Source organism: Lentisphaera araneosa HTCC2155, from assembly GCF_000170755.1.
In the GTDB taxonomy this organism is placed as follows: Bacteria; Verrucomicrobiota; Lentisphaeria; order Lentisphaerales; family Lentisphaeraceae; genus Lentisphaera; species Lentisphaera araneosa.
The window spans coordinates 1-25,721 of record NZ_ABCK01000022.1 but is presented as its reverse complement, the minus strand read 5'-3'; the positions used below and the strand labels follow the sequence as shown (position 1 = coordinate 25,721).

Sequence of the window (25,721 nt, the reverse complement as noted above, 5' to 3'; positions counted from 1 at the left end):
CACGAGATGGACGCTGTCCCTCTCGAGCTCTCCCTGCAAGGATTTGCCAATCCTTGACCAGGCGACTAGGGGCTTTGCCCCGCTTTATGGGTAATTATGTTTTTATTTTTAAATTACGCACGATAAATCGTGAACTACATACCAAAAAGTCCATGTTTACTTCGCGCTCATTGCTGTGCCATGGGTCAAGACTTTATTTGCGTACTCGGCAAAATGCCCATTCACATCTTTGGTGTAGGCCTCTAAGATCTCACGTCCTTGATTTTGGTAATCGCCACATTCAAAAAGAAGTGCCGCGATTAGGAGCTCTTTAAATTTATTATTCACCATTGCGCCGCCTTTTGTATTGACCCCCTGACGCACATAAGCATTTTTCTGTTTATTTTTCCCATTATAATAAGTCAGGGTTTGGGTGTGGCCCTTGAGCTTTTTCTCTTTTAGAAAACGAGCTAAGGGTTCAGCCAAGGACTGATCTTTGTTCATTCTTAAGGCAAGACAAACAGCCTTATAATGAGATAGCGGACTCTTAAGTGTCAATTGATCCATCTTCTCTAATAGGGGTGCGTGAACTTCCGCTGAGTTTAAAAACCCCAGAGCAATGACTATGCGATCTACAGGACCAAAAGTATTGGCATCTTTACGCTGATTGCTGTAGTCCCAACCAGCCCCCCAATTAGGTGATTTTTTGACAGCATCGATGAGAGTGTTTTTTCCTGTGTCATCACCAAGTATAGCTAAGATACGAGCAAAGTTTAATTTGACCTTAGAATCTGAACTTTTTGCATAAGCCTCTTTTAGTAAAGCAATTGATTCTTGTGGATGACTGATCACCACGGCTAAAGCTGTATGAGTATCGTCCTTTTCTGGTTTTTGGTGAACATCAATGGTCAGTTTGTGTAGGGTTTTCACCGCTTGTTTAATTTTTTCTTCACTAAAGGGGAAGGAATCACGGTCTGTAAGAACTCTTTTGTCCAGGCAGTTGTTGTTGACAAGATCTCTTTGCAGGGCTTTTATATCGATATCGCGTACATTGCCACCTGTAGTCAGTACAGCCATGGCAGCGGCCATGCCCACAGCGTAGCCCTGATTTTGTAAATCGGGCTGCATGCGAACGAGAGTCATGGCATCGCGGTCAGCACTTGCTCCCAGGCCGATAACCAGAAGTCCTTCCAGACCCTTCGGTATAACTGAGCGGTAAGGCATATCACAAGTAAAAACGGGGCCCTTCATATCTTTTATTAGGAACATTTCGGTATCCGGATGCGCTCCAGCATCGAAGTTACTCTTGTGATGGCTGATGGTGTCCGGGAAAGTACGCTTCGTAAGAATATCTTCAGTGGTTAAAGTGTATTCACCAACGATGCGACGACGATCGCGTGAAGGTATCAGTTGCCCCATATCATGAGAACTTAAGGCCTTGTAAGCTTCTTGCCTAGCAGATAATTTTAGGTGCCAACGATCAAAGATATCGTTATCATTGAGCATATAACGCGCTGGATTATTAGTGCCTGCGCCTAGTTTACGAACGGCATAATTGGAAATCTGAACTGATAAGTCGCCGTGTTTAGTAATGCTGTAATGAGTATTGGCTTTTGCCGCCGCAGCCATATCTGAGTTACCGGTACCATCAACAACGACGTCAGCTAAAACAACACCTCGACCAAAGGGCGTGGCTACGATTACACCAGAGACCTTGTTGCCTTTCATAACTACACCACAGCCATAGCTGGCAAACCACAGCTCAGCGCCACTTTTGAGTAATTGCTGACGGAGCCATTCTGATTTTTGAATTTGATTCCAGCTTTCTTTTGTGCCTAAAGCTTTATCCACTTCCGCAGTATAACCAAAGCGAAAGCCATACCAATACGTTGAGATCATACCGGCAGTTCCAACTCCGCCTAACTCATCCATGTATTCGATTGCTAGAGTTCTAGCACCCGCTCTGGCCGCCCCTAAGGCTGCAGGAGCACCCGATGTTCCGGCGCCGACGACGACCACATCCCAGCGACCTAAAACGGGAAGATCATGGTCCGAAAGTTCCAATTGAGGACGATCATTAAAACGAAAACTATTGGCAAGTCCTGAGACCGCGAGTTTTCCCTTTTCACTTGTGGAGGCTAAGTAGTCAATTTTACTGGGTACGACTGTCTTAGTCGCCAGTTCAGCCGCTGTGGCGCCAATTTTTTTGCCAATGGGAGCAAATTTATAAGGACTCTTTAAGAGTTGATCACGGGCAGCTTTATCCTCAATTCCGGCATAAGCATTTAGGACAAAAAGATTATCAAATCCTTTGGGAAGATAATTTTCTACGGCAGAACTATCATCACTATTCGATGCAGTTTTAATCATGCGCTCAGGGAATATCAGTAAACCCTCTGAATGATCCGCCATCTTTGGATCAGAAACCATGGATCTAATCTTGTGGATGGCTTTGCTGCGTTCGCGATAATTGTCTTCTTTTAAATCAATTTTGGCATCGTAGTGATAGGCTGAAAACTTTTTTGTGACCGATACTTTCTTCTTCTTTTTTTTCTTAATTTGAACTTTTGACGTAAATTCAACATTTGGAACTTGTTTGCCCTGAATAATTTCGTTTGCCTTTTTTAAGTCCCCGCCAATAACGGTAAAAGATGATTGTTTTTCACCTGGCTGAAATTCGCTTAAGGCATTGGGTAACTGGCGAGTTAAAACCGCATGAGGCGTTGCATCAATAATAACTTTTGCACGAATGGCCTGGCGTCCACTGCGGTTCACCATGGTCATGCCGGCCGGCTTGCCCTTTTCATCAACTAGGAGTTCCGCTGGAAAGCTACCGGTCAAAAACTGAATATTTCTTTTAAGGAGAACTCTATCAAAGAGGCCTTTGACCTTTAGAGGTGTGGTTTGGCGTTTATTATCAAATATCCATTTAGTGATGTCGGTCTGTGGCTTTCCATCACTCTCCAACCACAATTTTTGATTGGCACAGATATCATAACCAAGATAAGGGCGGGATTCAATCACCAATACAGAGGCTCCCTTATCTGCCGCAGCACAGGCGGCCTCAATTCCGGCTAGTGAGCTACCGGCAACAAGTACATCCACATCATAGGCAAGTGGAAGAGTCGACTTGGATTCGACAAGTTTATCAAGTGAGTAGCTGGAGAGTGGCAATAGCGCAAAGATGACTGCGAGCTTCAGGTAATAAGTTATGCTCATTAATTTTTTCCCTAGTTTTAAATTCTTGTACTACTTAATTTGACTACAAAACAAACCTGCCGCACTTTTTACAAAAAAATGAGAAAAAAAATGCTTATTCTAAAATTGTGATATTCAAATGAACCTTTTTTTTACTATACTTCTTTCTCCGCGCCTCGGCGCCTCCGCGTGATTTTCTTTGAGTGAGAGCTATTATTAAAATAGTATCTTTAGAGAAGTCTAATTCCTGTACTCAGTTTTTAGATCTGATTAACTTTTACTATCTGCACGCAGAGTCGCGGAGACGCAGAGACGCAGAGTTGGTACTTAAAGAAAACAGCGAAAGCTCAATTCCCTTTCACTAAATTGGACCATACTGAAATAATTCATCTAAAAAATAATAAATACGGCGGCAGGTATTCTTTTTTGACAAATTAAGTGTTAGAAGATTTATAGGATATACATGAATAATTTATTGAATAGAAGACAGTTTTTATCTTTGAGCTCAGGTGCATCACTCATGCTCCTAGGGGGCAATAGCCAGGCTCAAACAAAAGGATTACAAAAGCATGTCCGCCGCTCTTTTGCGCTGGGCGCAGAAATGACTTTTACAGTTTTCCACCATAATAGCAAAGTCGCTGAACAAGCAATGGATGAAGCCTTAGTTCAAATTGATAAAGTCGAGAACTTAATGAGTCTTTATCGTCCCGATAGCCAGTTAAACCAAGTCAACCGCGAAGGCATTCTCCGCAATCCGGATCCACTCTTAGTCGATGTCTTAAAAAGAGCCAAAGAGCTTTCTAAATTGAGTGAAGGGGCTTTCGATGTGACTATTCAACCCCTATGGCGTTTATTCAGAAAGAATGCTTTAAAGGGTCAATTGCCAGAGCCTAGAGCTATCGCTAAAGTCAAAGAAAAGGTCGGTTGGCAATTTATGGAAATTGAGGATGGACTGATTTGTATGAATAAGGCCGGTGGACAGATAAGCCTCAATGGTATTGCTCAGGGTTTAGCTGCTGATGTGGCTCAAAAAGCCTTAAAAGACCACGGTATCGAGCATGCACTTATCGATGCCGGAGAATTGAGTCCTCTTGGCAAACCACAACATAGAGAGGCATGGAAAATTGGCATTCAGCACAGCCGTAAAGATGAATACTTGGGCAAAATCAATCTAACAAACCGTTGCCTTTCGAGTTCCGGAGATTATCAGGTGAAGTTCTCTGAGGATTTTCGCCACAATCATTTATTTGATCCGCGAACGGGTTACTCCCCTACTGAGCTTTCCAGTGTCTCGGTTTTGGCCCCCAGTGCCATGGAAGCCGATGCTCTTTCAACTGCGCTGTTTGTCCTTGGTCAAGAAAAGGGCATGAGTTTAATTAAACAAATTCCTCAAGCCGACGCCCTCTTTGTCAATAAAAAGGGGCATATACAACACACAGAAGGTTTTGGACTTGCTTAAAATGAAATTATTTAATGTACCACTTGTCCTAATAAGTCTTCTATGCTTATTCGTATCATCGTGCACCTCAACTCAAAATCAGGTGTATAAAGGCATTGAATTGATTGATCCTGTCTACCCTAAGGAAGCCAAAAAGCAACATGAATTATTGGCTTATTATGACGATCATGGCCACCCTACCGGCTACTCAATGGATTTGATCAATTCCGTTTGTCTCGATAATAAATGCAAGTTGGTTGAAGTCACTATGTATTGGGATGATGCAGGTAATTATTCTCATCTTACTTATCCTGAGAAAAAGCCCCTGACCAAAGTTGAGCACGAACCCTTTACTGCCGAAGATTACGAGATGCTGGATAAAATATTGAAAGATAAAAAATCCATCTTGCAGGAGCATTCCTTAGCCTACTTAGCGAAAGAACCCGATAAGCCTAAGGAAAAGAAAGATGTACTTCCTGAAGCTGACGATGAAGATGTGGATGGGGAATCGATTGCGACGCCCGCAACAGTCAAAGATGCCGTAGTGAAAGATGCCGCCTGGACTACCTGGGTCTTGTGGACTTATGCAAATACCGAGATCGTACCCATACTGCAGACAGAGACCGAACTCCATTGCACGCCGGCTTATATTCAAAAAACTCTCGATAATAAAGATTGGTTAAAAATCGAGTTTATTCTGAATTATCTTATGAGAGAGAAGATTTATACACAAGACTATGTGGATACCACGGCCAATGCTTTAGCAGAAGCGGGTATTGATCAAATCGATTTGGGTCTAACTTACCTAAAGACGGCTACTCAAAACAAAAATGATTATTACCAAAAAACCATTCAGGCTCTACCGGAAATGGAAAATTATAATGCGGCAATCATCATTGATGAACTCGCTAATGAAGATGCCTTAGATGATGAAACCCTTCTCTTACTTTCAGAGAAACTCAGCAAAAGTTCTTATTACACTGTGCACCTTACTCTTCAATTCATCGAAAATAAGAATTTATTCTCGGATAAACTCGAATTGAACCTAAGCGCACTCTTAGAGGTTAAAGACTTCTTTATTGCACGCCGGGCTTACCGTTTTCTTGAAGAACAAACATTGTCCCCAAAGGTAAATCAAAAACTTGCTGACTTCGCAAAAAAACACGAAGACCGAATTTAAAATATTTGTCACTCATTATGAATCAGTAAAATAAGTTAATTTCCGGGCTTTTCTGAGTGCACTTACAACTAGAATACGAGGTTAATTAACGAATTTCTGAAACCATGCAGGTTGTCTTTTCTCCAATACTTCCAGATAGGTCTTTTCATTATATGGAGTTCTCGTTTTCCAGCAGCGATACATGATACGAATCCATTTGTAGGCCAAAGCTCTAAGTATAGTGAAATGAGGTATGTTAAGAGCTTTCTTATGATAATAAAATTCATGTGCCCATATTGACGATCTTATGGAATTATTTGCGAACTCCACAAAACTAAGTTGAGTGAACCTATCACATAAAAAACGTCTTCGGACAATATTCATTTTTCCACTCTGAATTGTCACAGGAGCTATTTCACTAATTTTAAGAACCTCATTTACAGACTTAAATTTATCTCGATCGCCCCCAAAGAAAGCCATAAGACGTGGGCCGATACTAGGGCCTGCTCCTGGGAAAGATTGAAACATTTCATAGTCCTCATTACTGCGATAAGCTTGCTCAATTTTTTCGTCATAAGCTTTAATGACCTTATTTAAACTCCTGATTCTGTGGCAGAATTGTTGTATCTCAAATATGTAGTAATCCAACTCATCTTCATCATTAACAACAATTATGGAGGAGCGTAATATTTGAACTCTCTCTTTTGTTTACTATGCTTGGTACTGCGTTTGTTAAAGAATTTGGTAATGCCGATTTGATGAGCATTAATGACATCCTGCGGGCTTGGATATTTATCTAAAAAGTCTAGAAACATATCTGCATATAAATGATTGCCCACGACTTTGAGGGCGTTTGGGTAATAAATCTTCAATAACGCAGTTAATTGATTAGTTAAACGAGTTCTATCACCTACTAAATCACGCCTTTTTATATTAAGTCGCTTCAGTTTCCCCTTTGAAAAAGATGAGTCTACTTTTTGAACTTTATCAGGATGTTTTAAATACAGTTCAAGTAATGATTTAGTATCTGCTCGGTCACTTTTAGCACCACTCAAATGAAATGTTTTAGCAAACTTTGAAGCAGTCGTAGGATGAACCACATAGATATCAAACTCTGTGAATGATATTAATAAATTCATCAGTGCAGATTGACAGCTCTCGATGACAATGGCAATGGAACCATTAACAGTTTCAAGTATGAGTGTATCAAAGAAGTTTTTGAGAGTAAGTAAATCGCTACTGATAACTTTACATTCTTCTTCACAATCCTTAAGAATTCGTAGGTCATGTTTTTGATCAGCCCAGTCGATCGCAATAATAACTTGATATTCAGATGGATTTTTAGTTCTTGTATTATACATTTTTACTCCTAGGGAATATATAGATTTAAAAAACAGCATGCGAAATTCCTATAGCATTCGTGCCTGAAGCTTTCTGAGTATTCGTCCCGCTGGTAAACATTCCCGGTCGAAATGCCCAGAAAGTCTTTAAAAGACAGGAGCGCCGATTCGTATCGAGAATGATTAAATTTATATGTTCCTTTTTTAATTCTAAAATTTCTCCCCCAGACCCCCTCATTATTTTTATCTATTTAATTACTTGGACTACTATAGGAGCGCCGATTGCTAATTGGCACCCTATTGTGGACGCCGCAAAGAGGCTTTTTGTAGAAATTAATTCAACCACGGATAAAATCAGATAGGGATTGCTTCGCTCAAGGTAGCGGCAAAAAGTTGCCTTAGGAAGCGCACTTCGTGCTTACATGGCGCCTGTCGGCTTAAGGTAGCGCTTCGCTCAAGCTTTTCACAAAAAAACATAGAAGCATTTGGGCAATTATTTTCATTCAAACCTAAAGTATTTAACTGTAATTGTGCCAAAGGCACAAAGCATAATTCAGCCTATGGTTATTAACCATAGGACCTTACATTTAAGCCCCATCCCGTTCTAAAGGAACGACGCATATATCATAAAACATTTTTAATTAGGTACTCGTATTATTTATGTAAATTCATTAGGATTCTTGTGCTTTTCTGTGCTCTTTAGTGGTTCAGGTTTTTTGAATTAAACAAAGTAACTTTAACCACAGAAAATCACTAAATAATACAGAAGAGTTTTATCTATCACCTTATCCCTAAGGCAACTTGCTGCCGCTACCTAAGCACGAAGTGCGCTACCTTGAGCGAAGCGATACCTATCTGTGTAAATCTGCGACATCTGTGGATGAATATTTTTTATATGCAGCTTAACGCCACATTGAAATGCGGGGCTCCCAGGGTATTTCCATAAAGGCGGACATTATTTTATATCAAACGTCTGTCGTAGGGGCAACTCTATTTTCCTGTGACCTGATTCCTAAAACCTTGATCGAAGCGATACCTAAGCGAAGCGCGACCTAAGCGGAAGCGCCAACCAAGCGGAAGCGCTACCCAAGCACTAAGTGCCTTAGCCTAAGCGAAGCGCCCCCCTCATAAAACTAAAACTTTTTTAACTGAATATTTTTAAACCAAGCTTTCATGGGTACACCTTTGTGGAGCTGCATGCCAATCATGCCCTTTTTGAGTGCTTCCGGATGATTGTCAGTAATATCTACAGTGACTTTACCATTGATCTTGTGAATGAGGCGATTGCCTTTGCAAATGACTTCGTAAGTTTGCCATTGAGTCAGATCCAGCTGTTCAGGTTTAGTTGTTTCTCCAGTAACTTTCACCTTTCTATTGGCGTCAACTTCAACTTTTTGACCGCGCTTAGCAATGATTCCACGTCTTAGTTATTTCACGCCAAGACCTTCACCATAGAGCATGGCTACAAATTCAGGTTTCGGGTGCATGTCGCATTGATAACCACTAAGGCGATAAATGCTCTCGTCATTCCAAAAAGCGCGGTACATCATACCGGAGTTATTGCCTTCAAATTTAGCTTCCCAAGTGAGGTGGAAGTCTTCAACATCACCACCTTCCCATACGAGGAATGAATTCAAAGGAATCTTATGACCATGAGTACTACCATAGATGACACCATCTTCGACTTTCCAAAGTTTGGAATCGCCCTTCCATCCAGAGAGGTCTTTACCATTGAAGAGCTGCTTAGCTCCCGCTGAACTTTGACTGCCTTTGAAAAATTCATGATCAGGGTCGCCGCCTGAGATGAGGTAGGCGAGAAGATCCTGGATATCATCTTTAGTCATGGTATTGAGAAGGCCCGGAGGCATCATAGAAATTGGCGACTCTTCGATGGATTCAATTTTATTTACATTAACTCTGGTATTTGCACTAGGGTTCATCATGTCAGTATTTATCCAATATTCAGGATGACGCATGTTCATAATGCGACCAGTAATAACTTTGCCGTCTTTCAATTTGAAGATGCTTGCACCGTACTGATCACTGATATCTTTGCCTGGGTCAACGATAGCTTCCAGTAAATCATAGGCACCGAACTTTCCGCGAGCAGATGTTAAATCAGGACCAACTGCCCCGCCCTCATTATTGAAGCGGTGACAAGCGTAACAGCTACCTGTGCCAAACATTTGACGACCATTCTTGTAGTTTCTGCCCGGTTCTACGCCCTTGCCAGCAAGCTCTTTGAGGTCCTTGTTCGTCCAGTTTTTAACAAAGCTACGGGCCTTCAGACTAAAGCGTGGGCCAGTACTTTTTGACTTCTTATTAATAACTGCCTGAAGTTCTTTGTTCAGTTCTGCCTTGGGGACAGAGGCAACAGCGTGCTTCTTAACATCTTTAAGGTAGTTTTTGAATCTTGCACCACCTGAGTAGCCACCCGCTAGAACAAACCATTCAAAATACTGCTTACGTAATTCCGGGGTCCATCCGACGTTGAGGTAACGAAGATTGAGTGCATAGCCGATTTGCTCTTCTTGACCGGAAGCTTCAACTAGCAGTTCAATCCCCTTACGCGCAGCATAAGGAGCTTGTAAAAAGCCCACTAATAATGAGAGGTCACGATTCTCTTCTGGAGTGATGGCCGGATAAACCTGATCTAAATAAGATACAAGCTGACCGGATAGAGCCTTATTAGGCTTGCCTCCACGAGTCATAGCTAGAGTCATAGCGCGTAATAAATCCAATCTTTGCTGCTTTTTCAAAGACTTGTAATCAAAGCTCATGAGCTGACTTAAGATCTCCGCAGAAGAATTTTTGTCTTTACGAGCTAAAGCAATGAGTGCGGCTAAGGCAGTTTGAGCATCTTTTTCACTTAGAGCACGACTTTTCCATTTCGAGACATCTTGTTTTTCCATAGTCGCACGTGCCGCGTGACGGATGCCGCGATCACTGGAGCCCAAAGCCTTCCAAACTTGACCTAACTGAGCGGTATTTGCGGGCTTCGCACCATCCTGAAGAAACGATTCAAGTTCTCTGCGTTTTTCGCGAGCATCTTCACCACCGACCAAGGCCTTGGCAGGAGCTGTTGACTCTGAACCTGTGTAACGAATGCGATAAAGTCCTGACTGAACACCGCGGCCACCAATAGTGACGTACATATTGCCATCAGGGTGAATAAGAAGATCTGTTAAAGGCAATGGCTGAGCACTGGCGAATTCTTCGATACTCGCCGTATAAGTCGATCCTTTAGGAGTCATGTGTACGGCATAAAGTTTACCGTATGACCAGTCACTAATATAAAAAGCGTGTTGATACTTAGCTGGGAATTTAGCACCGTAAGCAAAGCTTACGCCCGTTGGGGAACCTGGTCCGATGTCAACAACGGCTCCAAAAGTGTCGCTGCAGTAATCCATGAATTTACCCGTACCGTTACGCCAGCCGTAGTCAGCACCATCAATAATGTGATTAACACGAGTTGGGCGGTACCAAGGAGTATTTAGATCCCATTCCATGTCTGCGTCAAAAGTAAAGAGTTCACCCTGCTGGTTTACATCAATATCGTACTGGTTGCGGAAACCAGTGGCAATGACATCCCATGTCTTACCTTCCGGATCAATTTGTGCAACGTGACCAAGTGGTGCTTTTGAGCCCACCATAAAGTGTTCGATAGGTTTTAAAAGCTGATCTTCGCCCCATAGTTCTGGTACACGTGAATGACTGTAATCACGTGGCAACTCAGTTTGGTTACCCATAACAACTAAAAGGTGTTTGCCGTCAGGAGATTTGATAATACCATGGGGTCCATGCTCGCCACCGGTGGAATCCAGTTTGCGAATCACATCTATCTTATCGAAACGGTCGTCATTATTGGTATCGCGCAAACGATAAATTCCGGAACCCGTAGGTGTGTTACGGCCGTTAACAACGACATAAAGGCTATCAAAGGCATAACATAAGCCCTGAGCATGACCGAGTAAGGGGAGTGATTTTTCAGCTTTGCTTCGTTTAGCTCCCTTCTTTAGTGTGCTTACTGGTGCATAAGTGATTTGTTCAATTTTTGAAGCATCAAGTTTCTTTCCCGTTGCCGGGGCGGGGAAACGATAAATGCCACCAGTTTGGTCACTGACGATGAGTCTACCCTTATCGTCGGTGCACATTGCTACCCATGAGCCCTGAGACCTGGGGACTGAGTAAAGTAAATCGACTTTGAAGCCATTGGCTATTTTAATGCGTTCTGGTGGAGTGGCCGTACCTTGCGCCATGCCAGTTCCTGCGAAGCTCATGATGAGTGAGCACGAAAAGAGAAATTTTGGTACTAGTTTCATAATTATCCTTTGATGTTTAAATACTTTTACTTTATACGATTATTTCATTTAAGTTTAAATCTTTAAAAATTTAGGCATTTTTTATGACGATAACAACAAGTCTTTGATTTTTTACTAGTTTAATATAATGCTGAAAGCATGACTCAATTTAGCCCAATGGCGTAAGCCTTGGGATAATAATGTACATAGTCATATTATGAATGCTGTAAGCATGGATTAGAGCACTATGCCGTTCCTTCAGAACTCGTGATTTTTTGTTTCACATATACCTAGCTCTCACGAGCTAGGCTAATTATAAGGGTAGGGAAGACTCCTTGCGGAGTCTCCCCTCCTTCCGAACCGTACGTGCGGTTCTCCCGCATACGGCTCTCCAGTCAGTGCTTACTCCGAAGAGACTGAAATTCCAGTTTCCAAACTTCTTCCAGTGAAAAGAAGCCTAGATCTGTAAAGTAGGCTTTATTGTATTTACGAGTATCAATCATGCGATGAGAACCTTTCTTGCGATTATATTTGGCTATAATGCTGCGCAGTCTTCTGCGTGTAAATTCATCTATACCTCGCATTGCATACACAGTGGAGTGCTTGAAGTATTGATACCATCCGACAAGATTTGGCCGAAGGTAAGCAATTATGTCCTCTATTGAGTCCTTATTGCTTCTCCTCGTTTTCTTGCGTATGGCATCTTTGCATTTCTTCAGGCTCTGCTTCCTTGGCCAACGTTTAATGCGATGTGTATTTCGCGTTCTCTCGAAATGGTATCCGAGAAACTCGAAGTACTCGCACTTCTCTGTCATGTCGGCAATTCGCGTTTTTTCTGGATGAAGTTTCAGCCCATTGGCTTTCATCCACCTTCGCGTTTTGCGCAATGCCCTTTTGGCTGATTCTTTACTTTTACACATGATCAGGAAATCGTCTGCATAGCGCACTATCTCGAATCCAGCCTCGGTCATCTTGTGATCAAAGGGATCAAGATAGATATTTGCTAACAGAGGACTGATAATTCCTCCCTGCGGTGTACCTTCTTCAGGTTCCCAATGTTTGAGACCATCAAAGATATTGGCTTTGAGGAATTGTTCGATCAGATCAAGAATTTTACCATCAATGATCTTTTCCTTGACTCGACTCATGAGTTTCTCATGTGGTATAGTATCGAAGTAGCTTTGGATGTCGGCATCCATAACATAGAGATAGCCCTGCTTTAACAATTCATTCACTCGTCTAAGTGCATCCTTGCAACCCAGCTTTGGACGAAATCCAAAACTGTAGGGCGAGAAGTCGATATCAAATATCGGCTCTATCACATGTTTCAGAGCTGTTTGAACTACTCGATCACGCACTGTGGGTATTCCCAGAGGTCTTGTCTTTCGACCATCTCCTTTTGGGATTCCCACACGACGCACTGCACGGGGATCATACCTTCCATCTTGCAGTTCTTCGAGAAGCTTAGCGTTATTATGTTCTAACTCTGACTCGTAGCGTTCAGTTGATATCATATCCACTCCATGTGAGCCCTTATTTGAGCAGACTTTTTCCCAAGCTTCCATGATATTATTCTTACGCATCAACTTATCGGATAAGCTGTACCATTTACCTCTTTCAACTCCTCTATGAAGAGTTTTCAGCATCTGATCCGTCCAGACAGAAGGTGACGCCCACGCTTGTATTTCAACAAAGCGTTCATCTCGTCGTAATATTTGTTTAGCCATTTCTGACATTCTTATATTCCTTCTATTCTTTTCTTCTCAGTTTCACCTTCCTGCCCCCCTTTGCTCCAGTGGCTTTCACCACCTTCATCGCTACTATGAGGGCTCTGACTCCTGCGTGGCGGATTAATCCGTACTGACCACACAGGTCTCCCTACTTAATCCACAACATCTTCATACCATTCCATCACCAATCACCTGTCAGCGTTTATACACCGCTTTTCTTTCCGTCTTTCTTCAGCGTGTACAACTTGAGCAGTTGGCTTACTTCGCCCTCAGGCTACGCAGCTCTTCCTCCCGCTCTCTGGTCTTCGCCATGACACAGCAGGCTCGACACCCTGACCGGCCGAAACGCGTTCGTCATCCTACGGACTGATATTTCGTCTAGGCCCTACTACCCACCCCGTTTCACAACGACGCAGTTGACTTCGACTACAGGGCTGACGGTCAACCCTGACGAGGTCTTTCACCTCGCTGATGTTGTGTACGCATAGGCGTACTATACCGTGCTTTCAGCACTCAAAAGTAAATCTAATTCATCGCCAGATTAATAGTCGCTTGGTCAAGAGCTTTGCCAGATAGGCGGATAAAGAGCATTTACCCATACGCCAGTATCTTGCAGAGAGCTCAAGAAGGACAGCCTCCTTCTCGTATGCGAATTATCATGCCTGTGGGTAATCGTGTTGATTTTCATATTCAAAAAAAATGAGCTCTATGCAATCGTTTTGAGACTCTTTAAGCTTGGGCTGTCATTGGATTTTTTGATTCGTTCAATCAAGTCCTTCAAATCCTGCGCCTTTTGTTTACTTAGGTGTTTGGGGAAACCTTCTTCTTCATTTTCGAAATATTCGATAATATCTTGCAAATTCGCTATATATTTCTTCGCATGAGCACCATAAGAATCCACGTACTTTATTAATTCTTTGATGCGTTTTTGACTGCCGTGCTTTTTTTGATTCTTAATGTAATCCACAGTTAAGCCCAAACCCACATCCACTTTGTGCGTACATAAGAGCTTTAAACCGGCTGTACGAATCCCATCGGCAAACATAATGCCGCTTGGCGCCGGGGTCTCAATCGCCTCAATAATAGCCGGAAGTATAGGTTTAAGTTCTTCGAACTCGATATTTTCATAAACGCTCCCAAGATTTGATCTTGCTCGGCCATCGTCATTTTTCAAACCGAGTTGTACCGCCTTCAAGAGTTCTTTTTTATCCACGCCCTTAAGAGATTTCCCCAAAAGCCCCGTTCGTCGACTGAACAAGGCAAAACAGAGGTAACGCTGAAGCATTCCCCGTGGATCTTCCGGGGATGTCTCTGCAAACATTTTGAGCATTTTCGGTACGGCTTTGATTGAAGCTTGACCAATGGCTGCAAGGGCATCTGCCGCTTTTATACGAAGCCACAAGTCGGGGTGATCTAACAAGCGAATCAAGTACGGAACGGCGATTTGGGCTCTGCCTCTCAGATGAATCATAAGTTCACAGACTCCTAAGGACGCGTACAGGTCACTTGAATCCAAAAGTTCTAAATAAGGCCTGAGGTCTTTGGGGTTTCTTTTGGCCAATTCACTGGCGGCTCGAATCCTCATCACTGGTGACCAAGATCTAAGTGATAAAACTAAAGCTTTATCACTTCTTTCACTCAAGAATTTGTCCTTATTTTTTTTAGTCCAACCACGCCCCAAGGCAACGACACATTCTGCTTCTGAACTGGACATTTGGGGGATAACTTGTGACTTCTTTCCGCTTAAGTAGATTTGGCGTTTCGATTGTGCGTAGGCTAAGGCCATAACACCAGTCGTATCCCAATTTCTGTAGGCATCCTTCTGATCCTTGGGTGCCCCCTGATGAATGAAACCACCATCCCAGCGCCGGGCTAGGTCATAATACCAAGCGTACTCACGCATCCAAGCACCACTTGCTTGGGGGCCGGAAAGAGCTACAGATGACATAGCCCATTGAATATTAAAGAAATTGCCTGTGTGCCCCATTTCACGTTCATCCGAATGAGTCGCCACACTCATTCGAGAAAAGTATTCTGCCGCTTCGGCATCATTCAATAAATTATACAAAACTGCCGCCATGCCATTTTTGCCATTATCATCATGAGTTTGTGTCCAGGGATGATGGTCACCATAGGGAATAGCCCCCTTGCCCACATAAAATCGCAATAACTTACAGCTTTTATCTATGGCTGTATCAATTTGAGAATTGTGTACACCGGCTTTACGTGCAAGAACCAAAGATATTGTTAGCGGAACTCCGGGCGCATTCATCATGCCATAGCCTCTTAAGCGACCATTGGGATCCACAAACTTATGCCCCCAAGAACCTACGGGACTCTGCCCCTCGACAATTTCCATGGTTATGCGCTTCAAGTCTTTTAAGTAGCGTTTATCCCCTGTAGCAATCGTGTACTCGGAAATAAGACTTGTAACGGGGCCATAAAACCATGAGTAATAACTATTCGTTCGGATACCTTGATATTTTGCGGCTTCCGCAACTTCTTTTTTGATTAGAGTTAAATAGTGCGTGACCGAAAACCCAGTGTTTATGAGTTTGTTGATGATTTTAAGTTAATATAAAAATTCAAAATATGGCTATACGTGTCGTGCAGTCATAGTATTATCATTTTTTTAAGGCCTAGGCGTCAGAACAAAGGCTTTTTTTCTATTTATTCACTAAGTCAAGGCAGGAGAAAGTACGTCGTGAATGGCGTTTTTATTATTATGAAGAGCTTTAAGCGCTTTTTCTTTTTCTACGTAGGACTTTGATTTCTCTGGCCATGATGATAGCACCAAGATGATGGATATTACTGGCACTTATCGCCATAGCGGCATAACGTTCGAAATTAGGAGTACCCTTATCAGGGCATCGGTCAAAACCATGACTTTCAAGAGCGTTAATAGCTGATTCAACTGCGGGGTGTTGTTTGCGAGCGACGACAAAGGCCTCCTTACTTTCACGCTCTTGAGCAGCTTTATTTCGGCGACCTTTTACAGGGAGGTGAGCTCTTACCTCTAATGCTTCAATGCGGGAGTGATTATTTTGACCATCCTTATCTACCTTTGAATAAAAACCCTTATCAAAACTCATCGATGTCAGCCCAGGGTACAGCTCCTTACTTTTACGAACCATTTCAACCGCCACGTCTTTATCCTGCTCGCCCTTCATGATCCTATGGTCGAGAATAAAGCCAAACTGATCTTCAACTACACATACCTTCACGCCAGTTCCTGACGATCCCAGCTTTTCCTTTGCATATCCATTCTGTGTGAGGTTCAAAAATCGAATACACCTTTTCATCGGGTGAAATAGTCTCTCCATTAAGAACTCTACGACTTATTTGCTTAATGAATAAGTCCGTGTAATCCATGTTTAACTGAAGCTTGGGACACTCTTCATCTAAAGAATTCTGGAGAGTTCTTGCTTTGAGTAAATGAGCTCGAGCCACACTAAGGTAATCCTTAATTATCTCCTCTATTTCTAAGCGACGTTTTTCCTTTCGCTCTTCTTTCTTCGAGTTAGAGTGACGCATCTTGCTCAGTTTATTATAAAGGCTATGGAATTTCTTTTGCTGGCTTTTTACTTCACGCCAGCCAGTGATTTTCAAAGATGAAGCCAATTTGCCTCCGATGCTCAATACTTTGCGTACAGAATCTTTTAATAGATTCAAATCAGTGGGGAAATGAACATTCGTTTCAAAACAAAAGAATCGCAACGACTATGTAATTCTCGTTCTTCTGGGAAAAGTAATTCATGGCTGAAAGCAACTACGAGCTTACTAATTTTATTGGCAATTTCTTTTGTAAAAAGGCTAACGTTATCGTGTATGTTTGGCGTCCTGTAACTATGTCGACATCACAAAAAAGATCAACTCCACAGATCTCCCGAATTTTGTGATGATAATCATAGCAACTTTTGAGCTTGTCATAATCCCAATTACAGCTCAAACGCAAAGTGCCTAAAACAAAAACAACCCAGAGATCCATTCCTTTACGTCCATCATTCCAGGATGTTCCTTTAGGAACTAATTCAGACAAAACATCTTGGATTTCTTTGAGTAAAACTTTGTTTCGATAAATTTCTTGTAAACCACGAAGAGTTTTGGTTATTTCATCACGGCAGTATGTGTCGAGTCTCACTTGTTCAATTGGCGTGACTCCGAGAAGTGGGTTTTCTCCTAATTCTGCTTGTGTACTTGTAAAATTACGCATGCTATATGACACCTTGGGTTCTTTTATTTTATCTGTATCCTATTGGATAAAAGTAGTTTATGATGAAGTACTATACATTTAAACAAAAGTTTTATAGGGTGCTTTAATACTGTTTTCTAGAAAAACTCACAACTTATTTTCCTTATAAATTATTATACTTAAAAGACTTAGGTTCATTTCGGTCAGGCACTAAATAGCTAGGATCACCACTTGCAAGAAGTGCGAGTGCATTGGATGAACGCACAATCCAATTGGAACGCCTCTTATTTTTCTTTAAGTCTTGAGCAATGAATTCACAGGCCTGCTTTAAAATCATATCGGACTTGGAGCAATTAAAAGGAGCCGTAGATGAATATTTCCCTATACTTTGCAGTTTTAAATTAACTGAGAGATTTTTTCCTTGTCGCCAAACGAGAAGTTCTAAGCCCCCCTTCTTTGCCTCTGCATTGGCAATCGCCCGGCCAAAGACCCTACGCGGATCATCATTGAACTTTTCTCTTCCTACGCCGAGCACCACATCTCCAACAAATAACTTTTTGTACGCGGGAGAAGATTTTTCAACTGCAGTCACATAAATCTGCCGAGCTTCAGAAGTCGAATATTTATCACTATAGATCCAACCGCGAGCCCCAGTTGGCCCCAGATTCCAGTCTTTGACCCCCTTTGCGGGTACGCCCTGCCCCTGAGTTAAATCAGGGGCTTTTGCTGTGAGCAATAAGGGAAAGATTAAACTGATCATTAGGTAATGTATAGGAAAGGTTTTCATTATTTCTGCTCCTTTTGCAGTGTATAAATTTGTTTTGCAAAAGCTTCGCCAATTTGTGCCATCGTTTTAGCGCAACCCAAATAATGATAGCCTGCGTTGGACGCCCCACGCGCAAAGAGTTCTTCATCTTCTTTAGAGATCAGTTCTGCGCGGTATTTTTCAATGAATTGCTTTTGCTCTTTGGCATTCATCTTGCCATCTTTATTGGCGTGGTTTTTGTTCTTTGTTCGCAATAAATAAGCCATTTGACGCAGCTTACTGCGTTTTTCGTCTATGACGCCCAAGCGCTCGTCCCAATACAAGGCGGTTTGCACCAAAGCTACATTTCCTTTAAACTCATTCTTTTGAGCAGGTGCCGCCATGGCGTCTCTAAAGTCCTGATGGCGTTCGTTGTTTATTCCTCCAACTCCAATAACTCCAATGCAAACAGGCAATTTAGGGGCCTTTAAATCTTTGCGGAGATCGCGAATTAAATGTTCTAAATTATTAGTGTAAGCATCAAAGCGCTTTCCCTTAGCACCCTTTTGTAAATATGGATAGACATCACGATTGACAATATCATTCCAGCCTTGAAACCACACAAAACCGGCGAGTTCATAGCCCTGACTGGATTTATACCTAGGGTAAACACGTCTAATATCTTTAAGTACAGTATTAATATGATTGATCATGAGCCGATAATAATGACCAGTATCCTTCTCTAATTGCTTTTTTTGCTCGACTGTATCGTAGCGTTTTTTCTTTATATCCATTTTATTTGGGATATAGGGCCCTGCACTTGGAGGTCGAAAATCTTTAAAAAGCGATTTGCCGCCCCAAGCCGTTTTGATAATCAAAACCGGCTCCTTGAGCAAGTCATGCATGACGATACCAAAAGTAAACTCAGGGCCGATTTTATCATCCGAAACCTTGGGATTGCGCCTTGCGCCAAAACCGCTCGTCAAAGGTCCGTGGCTTTCCATATTATTATTGCCATTACCTGTTAAATAAGAGATAAAAACCTCATCGCAGACCTTAATCTTGGATCGTTTTTCGTGCATCTTTTTATAGAGATCTAAGGTTTTTGGATCCTCTTTCATATAATCAATCACCGAGGCCTTGGCATGCCCTTGCATATTGGACTGGCCAGCCAAGATAAACACTTTTAGCGGCTTGGCTTCTATTCCAAAAACAACTAACAAACTAATTAAGGCATAAAAAAATTTCATTAACACATCCCATTATTGACAATAATTCACTCTCTTAAACGTACTAAGAAGATCTTTATTGTGATCAGCTTATTTATTAGCAATATCTTAACATATAGTCAGGCTCCTAATACAATTGTCATGAAATTCTATTGCGTGACTAGAGCTCTACTAATAGATGAGTTTTAACTATATTTTGATAAGCTGTCATTTTATTGATTTAGACGATAATATTCTTTGCAAAATCCTTATAAACAATCAATTAACTATCAGAGATGATGACATGAATAAAGGTAGTGTCCCAAATTTTCTGTAAATTCTGCTATTGCTCTACTTTAAGAGTTATGAATAGCTTCCGAGACTTCGCGAGAATGGGAACTTTCTCGTCGGAGCGAAATTGAGGAAGTTGTTTGTAACTCGGGGTAAAGAAGATGCAGAGTGGTGTTGTACCAAAACAACCCACAAGGAATTATTATGCACCACTCTACACAAGAAAACAGTAGCGTCTTATTAGAAATGATCCAACAAGTTACAGAAAACGGCGAAAGCGGAATGCTTGAAGCGATGAGAGTTTTATTAAATGAAGCGATGAAAGTGGAGAGAAGTAATTCTCTTGAAGCTGATCCATATGAACGTAATGAAAGTCGCTTGGGTTATGCTAATGGCTATAAAAATAAAACTGTAAACACTCGACTTGGAGCAATGAAGCTTAATATCCCTCAAGTCAGAGGTGAAATTGATTTTTATCCAAGTTCTTTGGAGAAAGGCTTGCGAAGTGAACGAGCTTTAATGACAGCTATGGCAGAGAGTTATATTCAGGGGACATCGACTAGAAAGGTGACTAAACTTTTAGAGAAAATATGTGGTCTATCTGTAAGTAAATCACAGGTATCCCGTGTGGTAACTGAGCTAGATGAGAGTTTAGAAAAGTGGCGCAACCGTCCTTTAGGTAAATATTCTTATCTTTTGGTGGATGCGAGATACGAGAAGGTTAGAGTAGATAAGACTGTTCGAGATTGTGCTTTACTTATTGCCTATGGAATAGATGAATCAGGAAAACGTTCAGTCCTCGGAACAAGTGTTTCTTTAAGTGAAGCGGAAGTTCATTGGAGGAACTTTTTTCTGTCATTGAATGCTCGAGGACTCCATGGCCTCAAGATGATTACCAGTGATAGTCATTCGGGCCTAAAAGCAGCGTTAAAGACTGTATTTGGTTCTATCCCATGGCAGAGATGTCAATTTCACTTACAGCAAAATGCTGGTGCTTATGTCCCTAAGAAAGCTATGCGCTCAGAAGTAGCTCAAGATATTAGAGATATCTTTAATGCACCTTCAAAGCTTGAGGCTGAAAGGCTTTTAAAGCTTACTTGCTTAAAGTATGAAGAAAAGGCTTCACATTTATCTGAATGGATGGAATCTGCACTTCCTGAAGGCTTTTCTGTATTCGATCTCGAGCGTTCTTGTTGGACAAAACTGAGAACGACCAATATGGTTGAAAGACAGAATCGAGAAATTCTCAGGCGAACTAGAACCGTATCTATATTCCCAAATGAAGCTTCACTTCTTAGATTAGCATCCGCTATTCTTATGGAATTAGATGAAACCTGGATAGCTACAAAAAGAGTTTATCTATCTGTTTAACTAAAATTGGTCAACACCAATTTACAGAAACAACGGGACTCTATCTGAATAAAACTACATTTTCCATTCTTAAAAGGACAGGAATATTTCTACTGTTCACTTTGTCCTTGCTAAGTTTTGCGGAGACCGAAACATCACTTTCTCTGAAAGGGAAACAATTAGAATCAAGTTATGAATCATCAATGATTCAATTACAAAAAGAACTTCTTCGTCCGGTTAATAAGCTGAACACAAATTCGCAGCGAGAAGCTTTTCTTACGCAAGAAACATACGATGCAAAATTAGCCAAATTTGTCGTTTTAAATGAGGCTAGCCCTCAAGGCTTAGCTGAGTTTGCACAACAAAGCAGTGCTCAAGAAAAATTAATTGACGACTTATTATCTGATTCCCGATTAATGATTCAAATGTTGATTGCTGATGGCGCAAAACGTCCATCAAAAGGAAGAAGTTTTGGTTCCGCGCAGTATGGACCCGCGATAAAAATTTATAAAGGTATTCGCCATGCGCACCCTGGAGCTGAGTCTGGTTTATTTCAAAGATTAGCCCTAGCCATTAGTTTGGAACACTCCGTTCCCATCAAACAGAGTAATCCATTGGCAAAACTTGAGGCTCCTGAATTTGTCGACCCAATTAAAAGATATAAGCATTATGAACAAGCTTACATGAAGGGAGAGCTGGATTCTAAGTTCTCTAAATTAAGTATTTGGGAATTACGCATGGTGGTGAATGGCGATGAGCCCAATGAGACTCTAGCCTGGGGCCGAAAAATGATGCGTAACTATCGCCCCGATCATATTACTTCGACTAATGAAGCATGGCGTTATGTTCGCATCGTAAGTACAGATGTTAAATACGGCTCTGGTGATGTCAAATATGATTTGTCTGAATTACAAAAATACCAAAATATATTGATGAATGGTGGGATCTGCGGACGACGAGCTTTTTTTGGTCGCTTTATCCTTCGCGCTTTTGGTGTACCTACAATTGCGCGTCCTAGTCGTGGACATGGTGCTTTAGCCCGTTTCACGAGCGATGGCTGGGTCGTTTGCCTTGGTGGTGGCTGGGGTGCAGGTTGGACAAAAACCCTCTATGTCAAAGATAAAGATTTTCTTTCCAGCACACAGGCTCGTAAGGCCCCTTATGAATTCATACAAGTCAAGCGTGCTCAATGGGCTGGAGATGTGAGTGGAGAAAAAAGGGTTTATGGAGTACACGACAAAGAAAAACCAGGTTTATGGAATCAGAGAGCTTTAGATAAACAAGCCATGATTATTGAAAAATTAAAATCAACAACTCTCAAAGCTGTAGGAGCTAACTTAGGAGAAGCCGACGGCAAAGCTTATGATAAAAAAATGGCTGCGCAACTCACTACATTAGCTAAAAAAGTATTGTACCATATTGATGGCAGTATTTCTATTCCTGCTTCAGCTTACAAGGAAAATGAAGCTAAAGGTATTACGACAATGAAAAACTTTGAACAGGGTTTTCAAGTATTTTTACCACGCTTTGATTTAAAGGGCATAACGCTTTTACGCGGTGGCTCATGGAAAGGTGATGAAAAAGCCTGTTCATCTGGGTGGCGCTTACCAAGTAGTGGTTATGGCCGGTATGAAAACTGGGGCTTTAGAGCTGCTTTAAGCCATGATGGTGGAGCTCCCTCCAAAGAACTCTCTATAAAGATTAACGATGAGCTCAAGATTGACTTTGTCTATATTAAGCCAGGATCATTTGTAATGGGGGGAGAAAGTAAAACAGATGGTAAATGGCATTGTGTGGAACTTCCTAAACACAAAGTCAATATAACAAAAGGCTTCTATATGGGGAAGTATGAAATCACTCAAGCTCAGTTCGAGGCTATCATGGGCTACAATTCTAGTCGCTCTACTAAGGGCTCCAATTACCCAGCCGATAATATCTCATGGCAAGAGGCTTTAAAGTTTTGCGAAAATCTCTCTCTGAAAACGAAACGCGATATTCGCTTACCTACTGAAGCTGAATGGGAATTTGCCGCTCGGGCTGGAAGTACGAACAAATGGTTTTTTGGCAGAGACTCATCACTCTTGGAAAGCTATGCTTGGGCCAAGAGCAATGGGGCCAACAAGTCCCATGAAGTGGGTCAAAAAAAGGCCAACCCCTGGGGCCTTTACGATATCTATGGGAATGTTCTCGAAAGAGTAGCTGATACCTACGATAAAAACTATTACGCCCAAAGTCCCAAAAATGATCCTCAGGGACCGCTTCAAGCAGTATACACGGAATTTGAATATGAAATCAATGTTGATAAAGCTGGGGATTACCTGCTAAGTTGCTTAGTCCTGACGAATAAGCATAGTCAAAACCTTTCTCTTGAGTTAAACCAAACAAGCCACGAAATCAACTTACCCTTTACTCTAGGAGAATGGCAAGACAGTGCTCCAATTAAGGTAAAACTCAATCCTGGTAAAAACATCCTGAAGTTCCAACGCAATCAGCCTCCCCAAAGTGGTATTGCCCTCAAATCTATTTCTCTAAAACCTATACCTTGAGCCAGCGGCGATACCTTGAGCCAGCGGCGATACCTTGAGCCAGCGGCGATACCTTGAGCCAGCGGCGATACCTTGAGCCAGCGGCGATACCTTGAGCCAGCGGCGATACCTTGAGCCAGCGGCGATACCTTGAGCCGGCGGCGATACCTTGAGCCAGCGCCGATACCTTCTCTTACTTAAACAAACTTGGTAACCACAGCGAAATCTGTGGTATGTAGGCCACCAACAACAGAACAATTAAGTTACAGGCTAAATAAGGAAATAAAGCCTTGATCACTTTTTTCAGCGGTGTCTCGGCTATTTCAGAAGCAACAAAGAGACAAACACCTACCGGAGGTGTAGTTAAACCAATCATTAGGTTGAGCACCGCCATCACACCAAAGTGAACTGGATCCATTCCTACGCCCTCGGCTACTTTTAAGAGTGAAGGAAAAAGAATAATAAGTGCCGCAATTGTCTCCATAAAACTCCCAACAAAAAGCAAGAGAATATTGATAAAGAGGATCACCAAAATGGGATTATCAGTTATTGATAAAATTCCATTAGCGAGCATTTGAGGAATATTTTCACTGGCGAGAATCCACGCAAAAACATTCGCCATGCCCACCAAGGTCATTAAGGCCGCGGTTCCCAAAACCGTATCAAGTAAAATTATCGGGAGCTTTTTAAAACTCAGTGTCTTGTACACAAATAAACCCACAAACAAAGCATAAAGAGACGCTACAATCGAGGCCTCCGTAGGCGTAAAGATCCCGCCGATGATGCCGTAAAGAATTATCACCACGAGAAGCAGTGCCCAAAAAGCGGCCTTTCCTTCCAGTAGGAGGCGCTTAAAGCTAAACTTCTCTCCCTTGGGATAATTTTTCATAATGGAAATAATGTAGGTCGTTGCGAGCATCGCAGCACCAAGCAACAAACCGGGGATCGCTCCCGCCAAGAACATTTTTCCCACTGAAATACTAGTCAAAGAACCCACGATAATCATCGGCACACTTGGAGGAATAATCGGTCCTACAGTAGATGATGCAGCCGTAACCGCAGCCGCGAAAGGCTTATCGTAACCACGCTTAGCCATACCTGGGATCATCACTGCCCCAATACTAGTCGTGTCGGCAATCGCCGTGCCTGAAATACCGCCAAAGATCATGGAGCCGCCGACATTGGCGAGGCCGAGGCCTCCGCGTATATGCCCAAATAAGGCATCACTGAATTTAATTATTTTATTAGTTATATCACCCGCATTCATCAAATTCCCTGCAAGGATAAATCCGGGTATACAAAGGAGTACAAAAGAGTCCATACCCGCATAAAAACGTTGAGGTAAAATGGTGAGGGGTATATCAGCCATAATAAGGTAGGTCATTGTGGATATACCTAATGAAAAAGCAATGGGAAAGCCAATAAAAAGCAATACGGCAAAAATCCCTAGTAGTAATCCAATTTCCATCTTAAACCTCCTCTTTGATCATGAGTGATAAAGCATCTCTCAAAATTAATAGGATGGTACAAAGAGCGACGAGGCCAAAGAAAATAACTGTCGACGAAAAAATGAGACTCATATTCACTGTCATGGCTGGTGATGTTTGGCGACTGCCTACTTGAGTGTACTTCCAGGCAAAAGGAATAATAATGACACTGAAACCCGTCAGTAAAAAATTAAAAAACAAATTGCAAATCAAAGTGCCTTTTTTCGATAAACGATGATGAAATAATTCCAGGTTCACATGACGTCCCTTAATGATCACCGTAGCCGATGCAAAGACAATTGAGAAGATAAAAAGAAAGCGCGACAACTCTTCCGTCCACACGGGCGCTTGTGGTAAAGCGTAGCGCGCAATAATTTGAAATAAGACCACAAAAATGATGCCGCCTAAGCACAAAACAGCGAGGCTATTGAAGAAAAGCTGCAGACATTTTAAAATGCCATCCACTAAGGCTTTACAAGTTTTAGTTTTTGATTTTTTCAAGAAGAGCCTTTTGTTCAGCTGTTAAACTTTCCATAACGGCTACTTTGGCGATTTCCGCAAAGGCCTTTTGATCGGAGTCAACCAAAGTCATACCCGCCTTAGTGAGTTTTTCTTTGAGCTTTTCTTCTTCTGCTAAAAAGAGTTCGTTTTCATAAGTCTGCATATCCACTGCCGCTTGCTTAACAATTGCCTGGAGTTCCGGAGGCATGCTATTGAGCTTTACCTCTCCGATGACAACATAAATCCAGCTTCTCACGTGAGCTGTCATATTGATGCA

Annotated in this window: 14 protein-coding genes and 3 pseudogenes; 4 read left to right on the top strand and 13 right to left on the bottom strand. The window is 41.9% G+C overall.

The features are described from left to right. Window positions 1–156: 156 nt before the first annotated feature. Window positions 157–3,198 (bottom strand): FAD-dependent oxidoreductase, encoded by a 3,042-nt coding sequence (locus LNTAR_RS18510; protein WP_007280281.1) that lies wholly within the window; start codon window positions 3,196–3,198, stop codon window positions 157–159. A gap of 442 nt (window positions 3,199–3,640) precedes the next feature. Between LNTAR_RS18510 and LNTAR_RS18505 the strand changes: the two genes are divergently transcribed. Both LNTAR_RS18505 and LNTAR_RS18500 read left to right on the top strand, forming a co-directional pair. After that, window positions 3,641–4,636 carry an FAD:protein FMN transferase gene (locus tag LNTAR_RS18505; RefSeq protein ID WP_007280280.1) on the top strand — a complete coding sequence of 332 codons (996 nt, stop codon included), beginning with the start codon at window positions 3,641–3,643 and terminating at the stop codon, window positions 4,634–4,636. 1 nt (window position 4,637) lies between these two features. Further along, window positions 4,638–5,795, top strand: coding sequence for a hypothetical protein (locus tag LNTAR_RS18500; protein ID WP_157473710.1), 1,158 nt, complete (start codon window positions 4,638–4,640; stop codon window positions 5,793–5,795). An 81-nt stretch (window positions 5,796–5,876) separates the two neighbouring features. Here LNTAR_RS18500 and LNTAR_RS28030 read toward each other — a convergent pair whose 3' ends face one another. The 9 genes and pseudogenes from LNTAR_RS28030 to LNTAR_RS18440 all read right to left on the bottom strand — a co-directional run bounded on the left by LNTAR_RS28030 (window position 5,877) and on the right by LNTAR_RS18440 (window position 19,332). Further along, window positions 5,877–6,302, bottom strand: a complete 426-nt coding sequence (locus LNTAR_RS28030) for a transposase (RefSeq protein ID WP_238527780.1) — start codon at window positions 6,300–6,302, stop codon at window positions 5,877–5,879. Between the two features lie 143 nt (window positions 6,303–6,445). Further along, a complete protein-coding gene (locus LNTAR_RS28025) occupies window positions 6,446–7,135 on the bottom strand; it encodes an IS110 family transposase (protein WP_007280277.1) in 690 nt (229 codons plus the stop codon). 1,112 nt (window positions 7,136–8,247) lie between these two features. Next, a pseudogene (locus LNTAR_RS28020) lies at window positions 8,248–10,524 on the bottom strand (3-keto-alpha-glucoside-1,2-lyase-like domain-containing protein). Between the two features lie 1,286 nt (window positions 10,525–11,810). Then, window positions 11,811–13,151 carry a group II intron reverse transcriptase/maturase gene (ltrA, locus tag LNTAR_RS18470; RefSeq protein WP_007280274.1) on the bottom strand — a complete coding sequence of 447 codons (1,341 nt, stop codon included), beginning with the start codon at window positions 13,149–13,151 and terminating at the stop codon, window positions 11,811–11,813. Between the two features lie 2 nt (window positions 13,152–13,153). After that, window positions 13,154–13,285, bottom strand: coding sequence for a hypothetical protein (locus tag LNTAR_RS28275; protein WP_274377892.1), 132 nt, complete (start codon window positions 13,283–13,285; stop codon window positions 13,154–13,156). Window positions 13,286–13,851: 566 nt separating this feature from the next. Next, on the bottom strand, window positions 13,852–15,696 hold the full coding sequence (locus LNTAR_RS18465) for a DUF6288 domain-containing protein (RefSeq protein ID WP_337998510.1): 1,845 nt from the start codon (window positions 15,694–15,696) through the stop codon (window positions 13,852–13,854). Between the two features lie 184 nt (window positions 15,697–15,880). Continuing rightward, window positions 15,881–17,358 (bottom strand): annotated as a pseudogene (locus tag LNTAR_RS26740) (ISNCY-like element ISLar7 family transposase). Window positions 17,359–17,500: 142 nt separating this feature from the next. Continuing rightward, window positions 17,501–18,124: a DUF6288 domain-containing protein gene (locus LNTAR_RS18445; RefSeq protein ID WP_007280269.1), complete on the bottom strand. Its 624-nt coding sequence runs from the start codon at window positions 18,122–18,124 to the stop codon at window positions 17,501–17,503. Beyond that, a complete protein-coding gene (locus LNTAR_RS18440) occupies window positions 18,124–19,332 on the bottom strand; it encodes a sialate O-acetylesterase (RefSeq protein WP_007280268.1) in 1,209 nt (402 codons plus the stop codon). Before LNTAR_RS18440 ends, LNTAR_RS18445 begins: the two co-directional genes overlap by 1 nt. Before the next feature lie 453 nt (window positions 19,333–19,785). Here LNTAR_RS18440 and LNTAR_RS18435 point away from each other — a divergent pair, with 453 nt between their 5' ends. Both LNTAR_RS18435 and LNTAR_RS26055 read left to right on the top strand, forming a co-directional pair. Then, window positions 19,786–20,952: an IS256 family transposase gene (locus LNTAR_RS18435; RefSeq protein WP_007279126.1), complete on the top strand. Its 1,167-nt coding sequence runs from the start codon at window positions 19,786–19,788 to the stop codon at window positions 20,950–20,952. Window positions 20,953–21,134: 182 nt separating this feature from the next. After that, entirely contained in the window at window positions 21,135–23,477 is a 2,343-nt protein-coding gene (locus LNTAR_RS26055; RefSeq protein WP_157473708.1) for a formylglycine-generating enzyme family protein, read from the top strand. Window positions 23,478–23,649: 172 nt separating this feature from the next. Here LNTAR_RS26055 and LNTAR_RS18425 read toward each other — a convergent pair whose 3' ends face one another. The 3 genes and pseudogenes from LNTAR_RS18425 to LNTAR_RS18415 all read right to left on the bottom strand — a co-directional run. Then, the gene (locus LNTAR_RS18425; protein ID WP_007280266.1) at window positions 23,650–24,924 is read right to left on the bottom strand and encodes a TRAP transporter large permease; all 1,275 of its coding nucleotides are present in this window, start codon (window positions 24,922–24,924) and stop codon (window positions 23,650–23,652) included. A gap of 1 nt (window position 24,925) precedes the next feature. Then, on the bottom strand, window positions 24,926–25,444 hold the full coding sequence (locus LNTAR_RS18420; protein ID WP_007280265.1) for a TRAP transporter small permease: 519 nt from the start codon (window positions 25,442–25,444) through the stop codon (window positions 24,926–24,928). Beyond that, a pseudogene (locus tag LNTAR_RS18415) lies at window positions 25,425–25,721 on the bottom strand (C4-dicarboxylate ABC transporter); the annotation flags it as partial. The pseudogene LNTAR_RS18415 and the gene LNTAR_RS18420, both read right to left, overlap by 20 nt.